23 protein-coding genes are annotated in these 12,789 nt (G+C 60.1%); all 23 read right to left on the bottom strand.

Features of this window, described 5'->3' with window-relative positions; translation table 11 throughout:
• Position 1: 1 nt before the first annotated feature.
• On the bottom strand, positions 2 to 436 hold the full coding sequence (gene rplO, locus METUNV2_RS0103360) for a 50S ribosomal protein L15 (protein ID WP_008061742.1): 435 nt from the start codon (positions 434 to 436) through the stop codon (positions 2 to 4).
• Entirely contained in the window at positions 437 to 619 is a 183-nt protein-coding gene (rpmD, locus tag METUNV2_RS0103355) for a 50S ribosomal protein L30 (RefSeq protein WP_018228094.1), read from the bottom strand.
• An 8-nt stretch (positions 620 to 627) separates the two neighbouring features.
• Positions 628 to 1,152, bottom strand: a complete 525-nt coding sequence (rpsE, locus tag METUNV2_RS0103350; protein ID WP_018228093.1) for a 30S ribosomal protein S5 — start codon at positions 1,150 to 1,152, stop codon at positions 628 to 630.
• A gap of 20 nt (positions 1,153 to 1,172) precedes the next feature.
• Positions 1,173 to 1,526 (bottom strand): 50S ribosomal protein L18, encoded by a 354-nt coding sequence (gene rplR / locus METUNV2_RS0103345; protein WP_018228092.1) that lies wholly within the window; start codon positions 1,524 to 1,526, stop codon positions 1,173 to 1,175.
• 11 nt (positions 1,527 to 1,537) lie between these two features.
• A complete protein-coding gene (rplF, locus tag METUNV2_RS0103340) occupies positions 1,538 to 2,071 on the bottom strand; it encodes a 50S ribosomal protein L6 (RefSeq protein WP_018228091.1) in 534 nt (177 codons plus the stop codon).
• Positions 2,072 to 2,081: 10 nt separating this feature from the next.
• Positions 2,082 to 2,477, bottom strand: a complete 396-nt coding sequence (rpsH, locus tag METUNV2_RS0103335) for a 30S ribosomal protein S8 (protein WP_018228090.1) — start codon at positions 2,475 to 2,477, stop codon at positions 2,082 to 2,084.
• Between the two features lie 12 nt (positions 2,478 to 2,489).
• A complete protein-coding gene (gene rpsN, locus METUNV2_RS0103330) occupies positions 2,490 to 2,795 on the bottom strand; it encodes a 30S ribosomal protein S14 (protein ID WP_026187837.1) in 306 nt (101 codons plus the stop codon).
• Positions 2,796 to 2,802: 7 nt separating this feature from the next.
• Positions 2,803 to 3,342 (bottom strand): 50S ribosomal protein L5, encoded by a 540-nt coding sequence (gene rplE / locus METUNV2_RS0103325; protein WP_018228088.1) that lies wholly within the window; start codon positions 3,340 to 3,342, stop codon positions 2,803 to 2,805.
• Between the two features lie 9 nt (positions 3,343 to 3,351).
• Positions 3,352 to 3,669, bottom strand: a complete 318-nt coding sequence (gene rplX, locus METUNV2_RS0103320) for a 50S ribosomal protein L24 (protein WP_008061732.1) — start codon at positions 3,667 to 3,669, stop codon at positions 3,352 to 3,354.
• Positions 3,670 to 3,688: 19 nt separating this feature from the next.
• Positions 3,689 to 4,057 (bottom strand): 50S ribosomal protein L14, encoded by a 369-nt coding sequence (rplN, locus tag METUNV2_RS0103315; protein ID WP_008061731.1) that lies wholly within the window; start codon positions 4,055 to 4,057, stop codon positions 3,689 to 3,691.
• Between the two features lie 153 nt (positions 4,058 to 4,210).
• Positions 4,211 to 4,480, bottom strand: a complete 270-nt coding sequence (gene rpsQ, locus METUNV2_RS0103310) for a 30S ribosomal protein S17 (protein ID WP_018228087.1) — start codon at positions 4,478 to 4,480, stop codon at positions 4,211 to 4,213.
• Positions 4,477 to 4,671 carry a 50S ribosomal protein L29 gene (gene rpmC, locus METUNV2_RS0103305; protein WP_026187836.1) on the bottom strand — a complete coding sequence of 65 codons (195 nt, stop codon included), beginning with the start codon at positions 4,669 to 4,671 and terminating at the stop codon, positions 4,477 to 4,479. Before rpmC ends, rpsQ begins: the two co-directional genes overlap by 4 nt.
• Before the next feature lie 3 nt (positions 4,672 to 4,674).
• Positions 4,675 to 5,088, bottom strand: coding sequence for a 50S ribosomal protein L16 (gene rplP / locus METUNV2_RS0103300; RefSeq protein WP_008061728.1), 414 nt, complete (start codon positions 5,086 to 5,088; stop codon positions 4,675 to 4,677).
• Positions 5,057 to 5,911, bottom strand: a complete 855-nt coding sequence (gene rpsC / locus METUNV2_RS0103295) for a 30S ribosomal protein S3 (protein ID WP_018228085.1) — start codon at positions 5,909 to 5,911, stop codon at positions 5,057 to 5,059. Before rpsC ends, rplP begins: the two co-directional genes overlap by 32 nt.
• Positions 5,912 to 5,916: 5 nt before the next feature.
• Entirely contained in the window at positions 5,917 to 6,246 is a 330-nt protein-coding gene (rplV, locus tag METUNV2_RS0103290) for a 50S ribosomal protein L22 (protein ID WP_018228084.1), read from the bottom strand.
• Positions 6,247 to 6,258: 12 nt separating this feature from the next.
• Positions 6,259 to 6,534 (bottom strand): 30S ribosomal protein S19, encoded by a 276-nt coding sequence (gene rpsS / locus METUNV2_RS0103285; protein WP_018228083.1) that lies wholly within the window; start codon positions 6,532 to 6,534, stop codon positions 6,259 to 6,261.
• Positions 6,535 to 6,544: 10 nt separating this feature from the next.
• Positions 6,545 to 7,372: a 50S ribosomal protein L2 gene (rplB, locus tag METUNV2_RS0103280; RefSeq protein ID WP_018228082.1), complete on the bottom strand. Its 828-nt coding sequence runs from the start codon at positions 7,370 to 7,372 to the stop codon at positions 6,545 to 6,547.
• Entirely contained in the window at positions 7,372 to 7,698 is a 327-nt protein-coding gene (gene rplW, locus METUNV2_RS0103275; protein WP_008061714.1) for a 50S ribosomal protein L23, read from the bottom strand. The genes rplB and rplW overlap by 1 nt, the downstream gene beginning before the upstream one ends.
• Positions 7,695 to 8,318, bottom strand: a complete 624-nt coding sequence (gene rplD, locus METUNV2_RS0103270) for a 50S ribosomal protein L4 (RefSeq protein WP_018228081.1) — start codon at positions 8,316 to 8,318, stop codon at positions 7,695 to 7,697. Before rplD ends, rplW begins: the two co-directional genes overlap by 4 nt.
• Before the next feature lie 10 nt (positions 8,319 to 8,328).
• Positions 8,329 to 8,970 (bottom strand): 50S ribosomal protein L3, encoded by a 642-nt coding sequence (gene rplC, locus METUNV2_RS0103265; RefSeq protein ID WP_026187834.1) that lies wholly within the window; start codon positions 8,968 to 8,970, stop codon positions 8,329 to 8,331.
• Between the two features lie 103 nt (positions 8,971 to 9,073).
• Positions 9,074 to 9,385, bottom strand: a complete 312-nt coding sequence (rpsJ, locus tag METUNV2_RS0103260) for a 30S ribosomal protein S10 (protein ID WP_008061711.1) — start codon at positions 9,383 to 9,385, stop codon at positions 9,074 to 9,076.
• Between the two features lie 77 nt (positions 9,386 to 9,462).
• Positions 9,463 to 10,653, bottom strand: a complete 1,191-nt coding sequence (gene tuf / locus METUNV2_RS0103255; protein WP_018228080.1) for an elongation factor Tu — start codon at positions 10,651 to 10,653, stop codon at positions 9,463 to 9,465.
• A gap of 22 nt (positions 10,654 to 10,675) precedes the next feature.
• Positions 10,676 to 12,769 carry an elongation factor G gene (gene fusA, locus METUNV2_RS0103250; RefSeq protein ID WP_018228079.1) on the bottom strand — a complete coding sequence of 698 codons (2,094 nt, stop codon included), beginning with the start codon at positions 12,767 to 12,769 and terminating at the stop codon, positions 10,676 to 10,678.
• Between the last annotated feature and the right edge of the window lie 20 nt (positions 12,770 to 12,789).

Here is a 12,789-nt window from a genome sequence, read left to right as displayed (position 1 = left end):
CTTACTCTCCGACCTGGCCGCCGGCAGCCTCGATGGCTGCGCGGGCACCCTTGGTCGCGCCAATGCCCTTGAGCACGACGCGGCGGGTCATTTCACCCGACAGCACAACCTTGGCCGACAGTGCATCGCGCGAAACCAGACCGAACTGCTTCAGCACCAGCAGATCCACATCCTCGACCGGCAGCTTCGACAGTGAAGAAAGATTCACTTCTTCGTTGCGAGCACGGGTCAGCGAGGTGAAACCACGCTTCGGCAGACGACGCTGCAGCGGCATCTGACCGCCTTCAAAACCCACGCTCTTCCAGCCGCCCGAACGCGACTTCTGACCCTTGTGGCCGCGACCGCAGGTCTTGCCCAGACCGCTGCCCATGCCGCGGCCAACGCGACGACGGGCGTGCTTCGAGCCCTCGCCCGGCTTGATGTCATTCAGTTCCATTTATGCCTCGACCTTCAGCAGGTAGGACACCTTGGTGACCATGCCGCGAACCGCCGGCGTGTCCTCAAGGACGACGGAGTGATGCAGACGGCGCAGACCCAGGCCGCGCACGGTGGCGCGGTGATCCTGTTTGCGACCGATCAGGCTCTTCACCAGAGTGACCTTCAGAGTTTTTTCAGCCATCACAGACCTCAGCCGAGAATTTCCGCCACGGTCTTGCCGCGCTTGGCGGCAACTTCCGACGGCGTGCTCATGCGCAGCAGGCCGTTCAGCGTGGCGCGCACGAGGTTGTAGGGGTTCGACGAGCCGAGCGACTTGGCGACCACATCGGTCACGCCCATCACTTCGAACACGGCGCGCATCGGGCCACCGGCGATGATGCCGGTACCGGCCGCTGCCGGTTGAATCAGCACGGTCGACGCGCCGTGATGGCCGACGATCGGGTGATGAAAGCTGCCATCCCTGAGGTTGACACGCACCATCTTGCGGCGCGCTTCTTCCATTGCCTTCTGGACAGCGACCGGCACTTCACGCGCCTTACCCTTGCCCATGCCGATTCCGCCATCGCCATCACCAACCACGGTGAGCGCTGCGAAACCCAGAATACGACCACCCTTCACCACTTTGGTGACACGGTTGATCGACACCATTTTTTCACGCAGGCCGTCGTCGCGTTCTTCCTGGGCCTGGTTTTGCTTGCGTTGCGGTTTAGCCATCGCTTTAGTCGCCTGATCAGTTAGAACTTGAGACCGCCTTCGCGGGCGGCCTCAGCGAGCGCCTTGATACGACCGTGGTACTTGAAGCCACCGCGGTCGAACGCAACCTGCTCGATACCCTGGGCACGGGCGCGCTCGGCGATCAGCTTGCCAACCAGCGAAGCCGCGTTCACGTTGCCGCCATTGCTCACTTCCTTGCGCACCGACTCTTCGACGGTGGACGCCGATGCCAGCACGCGCGTGCCGCAACCGGAGTACACCTGAGCGTAGATGTGGCTGTTGCTGCGATGAACTGACAGACGGACAGCCTTCAGCTGGGCGATGCGGGCGCGGGTCTGACGCGACCGGCGCAGACGGGAGATGTTCTTGTCCATATTCGTCACCCTTACTTCTTCTTGGTCTCTTTGATCACCACCACCTCATCGGCGTAGCGAACACCCTTGCCCTTATAGGGCTCGGGTTCGCGGTACGCGCGAATTTCGGCGGCAACCTGACCGACCAGTTGCTTATCCACGCCCTTGACGCGGATTTCGGTCGGCGCCGGCGTTTCCACCTTGATACCCGCAGGCATCTCATGGACCACCGGGTGCGAGAAACCAAGCGACAGATTCAGCTTGTCGCCCTGGGCCTGGGCCTTGTAACCCACACCAACCAGGGTGAGCTTGCGCTCGAAGCCCTGGGTGACACCGGCCACCATGTTGGCCACCAGGGCACGCATGGTGCCGGAAAGCGCCTTACTGTTCACCGCACCTTCGATTTGGGCGAAACGGATTTCGCCGCCTTCGACAGTGACGGCCACATTCGGATGCAGCACGCGGCTGATCTGTCCGAGCGGGCCCTTCACCGACAGTTCGCCGGCGTTCAGCGCGACGTCGACGCCCTTGGGCACGACAACCGGATTCTTTGCGATACGTGACATGTCTTCTTCCTCAGGCCACGATGCACAGCACTTCGCCGCCGACCTTCTCGGCGCGGGCCTTGCGATCGGTCATGACGCCTCGGGGCGTCGAAACGATGGCCACACCCAGTCCGTTCATCACGCGCGGCAGATCATCGGTACCGCGGTAGACACGCAGACCGGGGCGACTGATGCGCTCGATGCGCTCGATGACGGGGCGGCCCGAGTAATACTTCAGGACCAGCTCCAGCTCAGCCTTGCCATCATCATTGCGCACGCTGAAACCGTCGATATAACCTTCGGACTGCAGCACCCCGGCGATCGCCACCTTGATTTTCGAGGACGGCATGACAACAGAGCCCTTCTGTGCCATTTGTGCATTGCGGATGCGGGTCAGCATGTCCGCAATCGGATCACTCATGCTCATCTTGTACCCCTGTTACCAACTAGCCTTGACCATGCCGGGCACTTCACCCCGGAAGGCCGCTTCACGCAGTTTGTTACGGCAGAGACCGAACTTGCGGAACACACCACGCGGACGACCGGTCTGCTCGCAACGATTGCGCAGGCGGGTCGGACTCGCGTTGCGCGGGAACGCCTGCAGCTTCAGGCGTGCAGAAGCACGATCCTCGTCGCTTGCCGACATGTCGGCGATGACGGCTTCGAGCGCAGCACGCTTTGCAGCGAACTTCGCCACCAGCTTCTCACGCTTCGCTTCACGGTTTTTCAATGCCAACTTAGCCATGGCAACCTCAATTCTTGAACGGGAACTTGAACGCGGCGAGCAGAGCCTTGGCTTCCTCGTCGGTTCTGGCGGTCGTCGTGATGCTGATATTCATCCCGCGAACCTTGTCGACCTTGTCGTACTCGATTTCCGGGAAAATAATCTGCTCTTTGATGCCGATGTTGTAGTTGCCACGACCATCGAAGCCCTTGCCGGAAACACCACGGAAGTCACGCACTCGCGGCATGGCAACGGTGATCAGACGATCCAGGAATTCGAACATGCGAGGACCACGCAGCGTCACCATGCAACCGATCGGATAGCCTTCGCGGATCTTGAAACCGGCGATAGCTTTGCGGGCCTTGGTGACAACTGGCTTCTGGCCGGCAATCTTGACCATATCGCCAACAGCGTGTTCGAGCACCTTCTTGTCGCCCACCGCTTCGCCAACACCCATATTCAGCGTGATTTTGGTGATGCGCGGAACTTCCATCACCGACTTGTAACCGAAGCGGGCCGTCAGGTCGGCCACAACGGTTGCCTTGTAAAAATCTTGCAAGCGCGCCATCGTCGTTCCTTAAGCCTTGACCAACTCGCCATTCGACTTGAAGAAGCGGACCTTGGTACCGTCTTCAAGCGTCTTGATGCCAACGCGATCACCCTTGCTAGTCGCCGGGTTGAACAGCGCGACATTCGAAATGTCGATCGGCATTTCCTTTTCGACGATACCGCCCTGCTGACCCTTCATCGGGTTCGGACGCTGATGCTTCTTGGCGCGATTGACACCTTCAACCACGACAGAGCGCTCGTCGACGCGACGCAGCACGGTACCGCGGCGGCCGCGATCCTTACCGGTCAGCACAATGACTTCATCGCCTTTGCGAATCTTTTCCATCTGACTCTCCAGCCTCGCCTCAGAGAACTTCCGGCGCCAGCGAAACGATCTTCATGAAACGTTCGCCACGCAGCTCACGGGTAACCGGCCCGAAAATGCGGGTACCGATCGGCTCGAGCTTGTTATTCAGAAGCACGGCGGCATTGCCATCGAACTTCACCAGCGAACCATCGGGACGACGCACACCCTTCGCGGTGCGCACCACGACCGCGTTGTAAACTTCGCCCTTTTTAACGCGACCACGCGGCGCAGCATCCTTGATGCTGACCTTGATCACGTCGCCGATACCGGCATAGCGACGCTTGGAACCACCAAGCACCTTGATACACATGACAGAGCGTGCACCGGTGTTATCGGCCACGTTCAGCATGGATTGCATTTGGATCATTTCTTATCTCCAACTTATCCCGCTCATGGAGCGGACAGTCTTGGACCCGTCAGGGTGAGGACGAGCCCAGCGAAACCGTGTGGCTCGGTGAAACAAAGCACGCAACAATAGCATGCAAAGAGGGGGCTTGCAAGCCCCCTCTCTAATAACGCCTCAGATCACTCGGGCCTGTTCAACGACCTGGGTAACCTTCCACGCCTTGGTACGGCTGATCGGGCGGCATTCTTCGATCTGCACCAGATCGCCTTCATGCGCTTCGAGGCCTTCCACGTGGGCGTGGTACTTCTTCGACCGCATGATCACCTTGCCGTAGAGCGGATGCTTCACGCGGCGCTCGACCAGCACGGTCACGGTCTTGTCCATCTTGTCGCTGACCACACGGCCAACCAGCGTGCGATGGACCTTTTGATTGGTCTCGCTCATTTCGCGCTCGCTTTCTGTTCCAGCAGAGTGCGAACGCGCGCGATGTCGCGACGCACATTCTTCAGCTGGCTGGTATTGGTCAGCTGCTGGGTGGCTTTCTGCATGCGCAGCGAAAACTGCGCCTTCAGAAGATCCATCAGCTCCTTATTCAATTCAGCGGCATCTTTCGTCCGCAGATCCTTGGCTTTCATCGCTTACCCCAGCTGACGCACGACAAAGGTGGTTTCGAGCGGGAGCTTGGCAGCTGCCAGGCGGAACGCCTCGCGTGCCAGCGCTTCGTCGACGCCATCCATCTCGTACAGCACCTTGCCCGGCTGAATCTCGGCAACCCAGTACTCCGGATTACCCTTGCCGTTACCCATACGCACTTCCGCCGGCTTCTTCGAAATCGGTTTGTCCGGGAAAATGCGAATCCAGATACGACCACCGCGCTTGATGTGACGCGTCATCGCACGACGAGCGGACTCAATCTGACGAGCCGTCAGACGACCGCGCGAAGTGGCCTTGAGGCCGTACTCGCCAAAGGAAACCTTGGTACCGCGGGTGGCGAGACCCGTGTTGCGGCCCTTCTGCTCCTTACGGTACTTTCTTCTCGCCGGCTGCAGCATTGCTAGCTCCTGACTTTCTGACTCGTTGCTGAGTGGACTTCACGTCGGCATCACCGGCCGCAGCGCCGCCTTCCGGCTTCGCATCACGGGCGGGACGACGACCTGCCGGACGGTTGTCGCCTTCCGGGCGACGGCCATCACGACGCGGGCGACGTGCATTGTCGTTTTCTTCGGTAACTGCCGGCGCTTCGCCGCGGGCAAGCATTTCGCCCTTGAACACCCACACCTTGATACCGATCACACCGTAGGTGGTCTTGGCTTCCGACGTACCGTAATCGATGTCGGCGCGCAGGGTGTGCAGCGGCACACGTCCTTCGCGATACCACTCGCGACGGGCGATTTCAATGCCGTTCAGACGACCCGACGACATGATCTTGATGCCCTGTGCGCCGAGGCGCATCGCATTCTGCATCGCGCGCTTCATCGCACGGCGGAACATGATCCGCTTCTCGAGCTGCTGGGCGATCGAGTCGGCGATCAGTTGAGCATCGATTTCCGGCTTGCGGATTTCTTCGATGTTCACGTGCACCGGCACGCCCATCATCTTGCCAAGCTGGGCCTTGATCAGTTCGATCTCTTCGCCCTTCTTGCCGATCACCACGCCCGGACGGGCCGAGTACACGGTGATGCGGGCGTTCTTCGCCGGGCGCTCGATAACCACACGACCCACCGAAGCGTGCGCCAGCTTCTTCTTCAGAAAGGCGCGGACCTCGAGGTCCTGGTTGAGCATGCGCGGGAAGTCCTTGCTGGAGGCGAACCAGCGCGAGGCCCAGTTATGCGTGACCGCCAGACGGAAGCCGGTCGGATGAATCTTCTGTCCCATAACCTTCAGTCTCCAACCGTGACGAACACGTGGCAGGTCGGCTTAATGATGCGATTGCCGCGACCCTTGGCCCGGGCGGTGAAGCGCTTGAGCACCACACCCTTTTCCACGTAAATGGTCTTCACCTTGAGGCTGTCGATATCGGCGCCGTCGTTGTGCTCGGCGTTTGCGATTGCGGATTCGACGACCTTCTTGATGATCTTGGCGCCCTTCTTGGGGCTGAAAGCCAGAATGTTCAGAGCCTGACCAACCGACTTACCGCGGATCAGATCGGCAACCAGCCGACCCTTCTGCGCCGACAGGCGCACGCCGCGAAGACTTGCACGGGTTTCCATTGTCATCGCTCCTTACTTCTTCGCTTTCTTGCCCGCGGTGTGACCCTTGAACGTACGGGTCAGCGCGAACTCGCCCAGCTTGTGACCGACCATGTTTTCAGAAACATAGACCGGAATGTGCTGGCGACCGTTATGCACGGCGATGGTGAGACCGATGAAGTCCGGCAGAACGGTCGAACGACGCGACCAGGTCTTGATCGGACGCTTGTCATTCGACGCGCGGGCCGAATCCACCTTGGCCAGCAGGTGGGCGTCGACGAACGGGCCTTTCTTGATTGAACGTGCCATTGCCTACCTCTTATCGCTTGTAGCGGCGCTGCACGATCATGTTGCTCGTGCGCTTGTTGCTGCGGGTGCGGTAGCCCTTGGTGGGCTGACCCCACGGGCTGACCGGAACGCGACCTTCGCCAGTGCGACCTTCACCACCACCGTGCGGGTGATCGATCGGGTTCATCGCGGTACCGCGAACGGTCGGGCGCACACCGCGCCAACGGGTTGCGCCGGCCTTGCCAAGCTTGCGCAGGTTGTTTTCTTCGTTACCCACTTCACCGATGGTCGCGCGGCACTCGACATGCACGCGCCGGATTTCACCGGATCGCAGACGCAGCTGGGCGTAGCTGCCTTCGCGAGCGAGCAGCTGCACCGAGGTACCTGCAGCGCGCGCAAGTTGCGCACCCTTGCCCGGCGTCATTTCGATGCAGTGGATGGTCGAACCCACAGGAATATTGCGCAGCGGGAGCGTATTGCCGGACTTGATCGGCGCTTCCGAACCGCTGACAACTTCCTGACCAACCACCATGCCCTTCGGGGCGATGATGTAACGGCGTTCGCCATCTGCGTAGCACAGCAGCGCGATGTGAGCCGAACGGTTCGGGTCGTACTCGATACGCTCGACCTTTGCCACGATGCCGTCCTTGTTGCGACGGAAATCGATCACGCGGTACTGCTGGCGATGACCACCGCCCTTGTGTCGGGTGGTGATGCGACCGTGATTATTGCGACCCGAGGTCTTGCTCTGGGTTTCGGTCAGCGAATCAACCGGACGACCCTTGTAAAGATGCTCGTGGACGACCTTGACGACCGCACGACGGCCAGCCGAAGTCGGCTTGACTTTGACGAGTGCCATTAGACAGCCCCTCCTTCAGCGAACTCGATGTCCTGGCCCGGCTTGATCCGGACAAAGGCCTTCTTCCAGTCGCTGCGACGGCCGAACGTGCGACCGAAACGCTTGATCTTGCCCTTGACATTCAGAACCTGAACCGACAGGACTTCAACCTTGTTGTCGCCCTTGCTGAACAGCAGTTCGACCGCGGCCTTGATTTCCGGCTTGGTAGCATCCGGAGCAACCTTGAACACGACCTGGTTGTTGCGGTCGGCAATGAAGGTCGCCTTCTCGGAAATCTGCGGCGCGAGCAGAACCTGCATCAGCCTTTCCTGCGAAAAGTTGCTCATGCCCACATCTCCTCGAATTTGCTCATCGCGCTGCGCGTGACCAGCACCTTGCCGAAGCGGATGAGCGAAACCGGATCCGTCTCGTGCGCTTCAAGAACCAGCACGTTGTGCAGGTTGCGCGACGACAGGAACAGGTTCTCATCGAGTTCGTCGGTGATCACAAGCACGGACTCCAGGCCCATGCTCTTCAGCTTGCTGGACAGCAGCTTGGTCTTCGGCGCATCGACATTGAAGTTCTCGACCACGGCGATGCGGTCCTCGCGGGCCAGCTGCGACAGGATCGCGGCGATACCGGCGCGATACATCTTGCGGTTGACCTTCTGCGAGAAATTCTCGTCGGGCGAATTCGGGAAAATGCGGCCGCCGCCACGCCACAGCGGGCTGGACGACATACCGGCACGAGCCCGGCCAGTACCCTTCTGACGCCACGGCTTGCGCGTGGTGTGCTTGACCAGGGTACGGTCCTTCTGTGCGCGGGTACCCTGGCGGGCGTTGGCCTGATAGGCCACAACCAGCTGATGCACCAGCGCTTCGTTGTACTCGCGAGCGAACAGCGCGTCCGGTGCCTGCACCGTGGACGCCTGCTGGCCTGCGTCATTCAAAACCTTCAGTTCAGCCATCGCGCTCTCCTCAGCCCTTGACCGCCGGCAGGACGATTACGTCCCCGCCCTTGGAACCCGGAATTGCGCCCTTGATGAGCAGCAGCTGACGGGCCTCGTCGATACGCACGACCTCCAGACCCTGCTGGGTGCTCTTGGCATCACCGAGGTGACCGGCCATGCGCTTGCCCGGGAAAACGCGACCCGGATCCTGCGCCATACCGATGGAACCCGGCGAATTGTGCGAAATCGAGTTACCGTGCGAAGCACGGTTGGACGAGAAGTTGTGGCGCTTGATGGCACCGGCGAAGCCCTTACCGATGGACGTACCCGTCACATCGACCTTCTGGCCCACCGCGAACACCGAAGCGGCACTGATGACATCACCCGCCTTGAACTGGGCGAGCTTTTCCGCATCGACACGGAATTCGCGCAGCACTTCACCGGCCTCGACACCTGCCTTGGCGAAATGACCTGCGGCGGCTTTGTTCACGCGGGTAGCGCGACGCTTGCCGAAAGCGACCTGCACCGACGTATAACCATCGGTTTCTGCCGTCTTGATCTGGGTAACGCGGTTGTTCGACACATCCACGACCGTCACCGGAACGGTTTGACCGTCGTCGGTGAAGATACGCGTCATGCCGACCTTGCGACCCACAAGGCCTAGACTCATGTTTTTCTCCTCATCCCGGTTGCGATTGACCGGGATCCGTTTCAACTGCCACCGGAAATCCGATGACGCTTACCGGCAAAAAGAACGCCGGAAAAGACTGCTCTTACTGAAGCTTGATCTCGACATCCACGCCCGCAGGCAGATCCAGTTTCATCAGCGCATCAACCGTCTTGTCGGTGGGGTCGATGATGTCCATCAGGCGGACATGGGTGCGGATTTCGAACTGGTCGCGCGAGGTCTTGTTCACGTGCGGCGAACGCAGCACGTTGAAACGCTCGATGCGGGTCGGCAGCGGAACCGGGCCACGAACAACGGCACCGGTACGCTTTGCGGTATCCACAATCTCCAGAGCCGACTGATCGATCAGACGATAGTCAAATGCCTTGAGGCGGATACGGATCTTCTGGCTTTGCATTGGTTTTTCCCAAAGAGCGAAAGAGCAAAGCCGGACGACACGAGGCCGCCCGGCACAAAAGCTAGCGAGTGTACTACTTACTCGACGATCTTGGCAACCACGCCGGCGCCGACGGTGCGACCACCTTCGCGGATCGCGAAGCGCAGACCTTCTTCCATCGCGATCGGGGCGATCAGCTTCACCGTGATCGAAACGTTGTCACCCGGCATCACCATCTCGGTGCCTTCCGGCAGATCGATCGCGCCAGTCACGTCCGTCGTGCGGAAGTAGAACTGCGGGCGATAACCGTTGAAGAACGGGGTGTGACGACCACCTTCATCCTTCGACAGCACGTAGATCTCGGCCGTGAAGTGGGTGTGCGGCTTGATCGAACCCGGCTTGGCCAGCACCTGACCACGCTCAACGTCTTCACGCTTGGTGCCGCGCAGCAGCACGCCCACGTTGTCACCTGCCTGGCCCTGATCCAGCAGCTTGCGGAACATTTCCACGCCGGTGCAGGTGGTCTTCACCGTCGGCTTGATACCGACGATTTCGATTTCTTCACCAACCTTCACGATGCCGCGTTCGATACGGCCGGTCACCACGGTGCCACGACCCGAGATCGAGAACACGTCTTCGATCGGCATCAGGAAGGCCCCATCCACCGCGCGCTCCGGCGTCGGGATGTAGCTGTCCAGCGCATCGGCCAGCGCCAGGATCGCGCCTTCGCCCAGGTCGGTCTTGTCACCTTCCAGCGCCTTCAGAGCCGAGCCCTTGACGATGGGCACGTCATCACCCGGGAAGTCGTACTTCGACAGCAGTTCGCGCACTTCCATTTCGACCAGTTCGAGCAGCTCGGCGTCGTCGACCATGTCGCACTTGTTCAGGAACACCACGATGTACGGCACGCCAACCTGACGGGCCAGCAGGATGTGCTCGCGGGTCTGCGGCATCGGGCCGTCAGCAGCCGAACACACCAGAATCGCGCCGTCCATCTGCGCAGCACCGGTAATCATGTTCTTCACGTAGTCAGCGTGACCCGGGCAATCAACGTGAGCGTAGTGGCGGGTGGCCGTCTCGTACTCAACGTGCGCGGTGTTGATCGTGATACCACGCGCCTTCTCTTCCGGCGCCGCATCAATCTGATCGTAGGCCTTCGCCTCACCACCGAACTTCGACGACAGAATCGTCGTGATCGCCGCCGTCAGCGTCGTCTTGCCATGGTCAACGTGACCAATCGTGCCCACGTTCACGTGCGGCTTGGTGCGCTCAAACTTTCCCTTTGCCATTTCTCTAGCCTCTGATTACTGATTACTTCTTGTTGATGATGGCGTCAGCGACGTTCTTGGGCGCTTCCGCGTAATGCTTGAATTCCATCGAATAAGTCGCACGACCCTGGCTCAGCGAACGCAGCGTGGTCGAGTAACCGAACATGGCAGCCAGCGGAACTTCCGCCTTGATCGCCTTGATGCCACCGGGCATGTCTTCCATGCCCTGGACAATGCCGCGACGACCCGACAGGTCACCCATGACGTTACCCATGTAGTCTTCCGGCGTTTCGACTTCCACAGCCATCATCGGCTCAAGCAGAACCGGGCTGGCCTTGCGCATCGCATCCTTGAAGGCCATCGAAGCCGCCATCTTGAACGCGTTTTCGTTCGAATCGACGTCGTGGTAGGAGCCGTCGAACAGCGTCACCTTGACATCGACGACAGGGAAGCCGGCCAGCACGCCATTCGGCAGCGTTTCCTGCAGACCCTTGTCGACCGCCGGGATAAATTCGCGGGGCACGGTACCGCCCTTGATCGCATCAACGAACTGATAACCCTTGCCCGGCTCGTTCGGCTCCAGCTTGATCCAGACATGACCGTACTGACCACGACCACCGGACTGCTTGACGAACTTGCCTTCCTGCTCAACCGCTTTGCGCACGGCTTCGCGATAGGCCACCTGCGGCGCACCCACGTTGGCTTCGACGCCAAATTCGCGCTTCATGCGATCCACGATGATTTCAAGGTGGAGCTCGCCCATACCCGAAATCACGGTCTGACCGGATTCTTCGTCGGTGCGCACGCGGAAGGACGGATCTTCCTGCGCCAGACGACCCAGCGCCAGACCCATTTTTTCCTGGTCGCCCTTGGTCTTCGGCTCAACCGCGACGTGAATCACCGGCTCCGGGAACTCCATGCGCTCGAGCGTTACTTCCGCATCCGGATCACACAGCGTTTCACCAGTGGTCACCGACTGCAGGCCGATCGCAGCGGCGATGTCGCCGGCGCGCACTTCTTCGATTTCCTGGCGATCATTCGCGTGCATCTGCACCAGACGACCGATACGTTCCTTCTTGCCCTTGACCGGGTTGTACACCGTGTCGCCAGACTTCAGGACACCCGAATACACGCGAATGAAAGTGAGCTGACCGACATATTTGTCAGACATCAGCTTGAACGCCAGCGCCGAGAACTTTTCGTCGTCAGCCGCCTTGCGCTCAACCTGCTCTTCGTCTTCACCCAGGCCCTTGACCGGCGGAATATCGACCGGCGACGGCAGGAATTCGACCACGGCATCCAGCATGCGCTGCACACCCTTGTTCTTGAACGCGGTGCCACACAGCATCGGGTGGATTTCGCCAGCGATGGTGCGGGTACGCAAACCCTGAATGATGTCAGCCTCGGACAGCTCACCGCTCTCCAGATACTTGTTCATCATTTCTTCGGTCGACTCGGCAGCCGCCTCGACCATCTTTTCACGCCACTCTTCAGCGCTGTCCTGCAGATCAGCCGGGATGTCCTCGTAGGCAAACTTGATGCCCTGAGAAGCCTCATCCCAAATGATGGCCTTCATCTTGATCAGATCAACAACACCCTTGAAGTTCTCTTCCGCACCAATGGGGATGACAACCGGCACCGGATTGGCGCTCAGGCGGGTCTTCAGCTGTTCGTAGACCTTGAAGAAGTTGGCACCGGTACGGTCCATCTTGTTCACGAAGGCCAGACGCGGCACGCCATACTTATTTGCCTGACGCCACACCGTTTCGGACTGAGGCTGAACACCACCGACCGCGCAATAAACCATGCAGGCGCCGTCGAGCACACGCATCGAACGCTCGACTTCGATGGTGAAGTCAACGTGACCCGGAGTGTCAATGATGTTGACGCGATGCTCGGGGAAGTTACCGCCCATGCCCTTCCAGAAGGTGGTCACGGCAGCAGAGGTGATGGTGATGCCGCGCTCCTGCTCCTGCTCCATCCAGTCCGTCGTGGCCGCACCGTCGTGCACTTCGCCCAGCTTGTGGTTGACGCCGGTGTAGTAAAGAATCCGCTCGGTCGTCGTCGTCTTGCCAGCGTCAATGTGCGCCGAAATGCCGATATTCCGGTAGCGCTCGATCGGTGTCTTGCGTGCCACGATACAGTCCTTTGAAACAA

The sequence above is a fragment of the Methyloversatilis universalis EHg5 genome (genome assembly GCF_000378945.1).
GTDB classification, from domain to species: Bacteria; Pseudomonadota; Gammaproteobacteria; order Burkholderiales; family Rhodocyclaceae; genus Methyloversatilis; species Methyloversatilis universalis_A.
This window is presented reverse-complemented; position numbering and strand designations above follow the sequence as displayed.

Bases quoted from the DNA above. Each gene is read 5' to 3' on its own strand.
- rplO (WP_008061742.1), bottom strand. From the start codon at position 436: ATGGAACTGAATGACATCAAGCCGGGCGAGGGCTCGAAGCACGCCCGT.
- rpmD (WP_018228094.1), bottom strand. From the start codon at position 619: ATGGCTGAAAAAACTCTGAAGGTCACTCTGGTGAAGAGCCTGATCGGT.
- rpsE (WP_018228093.1), bottom strand. From the start codon at position 1,152: ATGGCTAAACCGCAACGCAAGCAAAACCAGGCCCAGGAAGAACGCGAC.
- rplR (WP_018228092.1), bottom strand. From the start codon at position 1,526: ATGGACAAGAACATCTCCCGTCTGCGCCGGTCGCGTCAGACCCGCGCC.
- rplF (WP_018228091.1), bottom strand. From the start codon at position 2,071: ATGTCACGTATCGCAAAGAATCCGGTTGTCGTGCCCAAGGGCGTCGAC.
- rpsH (WP_018228090.1), bottom strand. From the start codon at position 2,477: ATGAGCATGAGTGATCCGATTGCGGACATGCTGACCCGCATCCGCAAT.
- rpsN (WP_026187837.1), bottom strand. From the start codon at position 2,795: ATGGCTAAGTTGGCATTGAAAAACCGTGAAGCGAAGCGTGAGAAGCTG.
- rplE (WP_018228088.1), bottom strand. From the start codon at position 3,342: ATGGCGCGCTTGCAAGATTTTTACAAGGCAACCGTTGTGGCCGACCTG.
- rplX (WP_008061732.1), bottom strand. From the start codon at position 3,669: ATGGAAAAGATTCGCAAAGGCGATGAAGTCATTGTGCTGACCGGTAAG.
- rplN (WP_008061731.1), bottom strand. From the start codon at position 4,057: ATGATCCAAATGCAATCCATGCTGAACGTGGCCGATAACACCGGTGCA.
- rpsQ (WP_018228087.1), bottom strand. From the start codon at position 4,480: ATGAGCGAGACCAATCAAAAGGTCCATCGCACGCTGGTTGGCCGTGTG.
- rpmC (WP_026187836.1), bottom strand. From the start codon at position 4,671: ATGAAAGCCAAGGATCTGCGGACGAAAGATGCCGCTGAATTGAATAAG.
- rplP (WP_008061728.1), bottom strand. From the start codon at position 5,088: ATGCTGCAGCCGGCGAGAAGAAAGTACCGTAAGGAGCAGAAGGGCCGC.
- rpsC (WP_018228085.1), bottom strand. From the start codon at position 5,911: ATGGGACAGAAGATTCATCCGACCGGCTTCCGTCTGGCGGTCACGCAT.
- rplV (WP_018228084.1), bottom strand. From the start codon at position 6,246: ATGGAAACCCGTGCAAGTCTTCGCGGCGTGCGCCTGTCGGCGCAGAAG.
- rpsS (WP_018228083.1), bottom strand. From the start codon at position 6,534: ATGGCACGTTCAATCAAGAAAGGCCCGTTCGTCGACGCCCACCTGCTG.
- rplB (WP_018228082.1), bottom strand. From the start codon at position 7,372: ATGGCACTCGTCAAAGTCAAGCCGACTTCGGCTGGCCGTCGTGCGGTC.
- rplW (WP_008061714.1), bottom strand. From the start codon at position 7,698: ATGAGCAACTTTTCGCAGGAAAGGCTGATGCAGGTTCTGCTCGCGCCG.
- rplD (WP_018228081.1), bottom strand. From the start codon at position 8,318: ATGGCTGAACTGAAGGTTTTGAATGACGCAGGCCAGCAGGCGTCCACG.
- rplC (WP_026187834.1), bottom strand. From the start codon at position 8,970: ATGAGTCTAGGCCTTGTGGGTCGCAAGGTCGGCATGACGCGTATCTTC.
- rpsJ (WP_008061711.1), bottom strand. From the start codon at position 9,385: ATGCAAAGCCAGAAGATCCGTATCCGCCTCAAGGCATTTGACTATCGT.
- tuf (WP_018228080.1), bottom strand. From the start codon at position 10,653: ATGGCAAAGGGAAAGTTTGAGCGCACCAAGCCGCACGTGAACGTGGGC.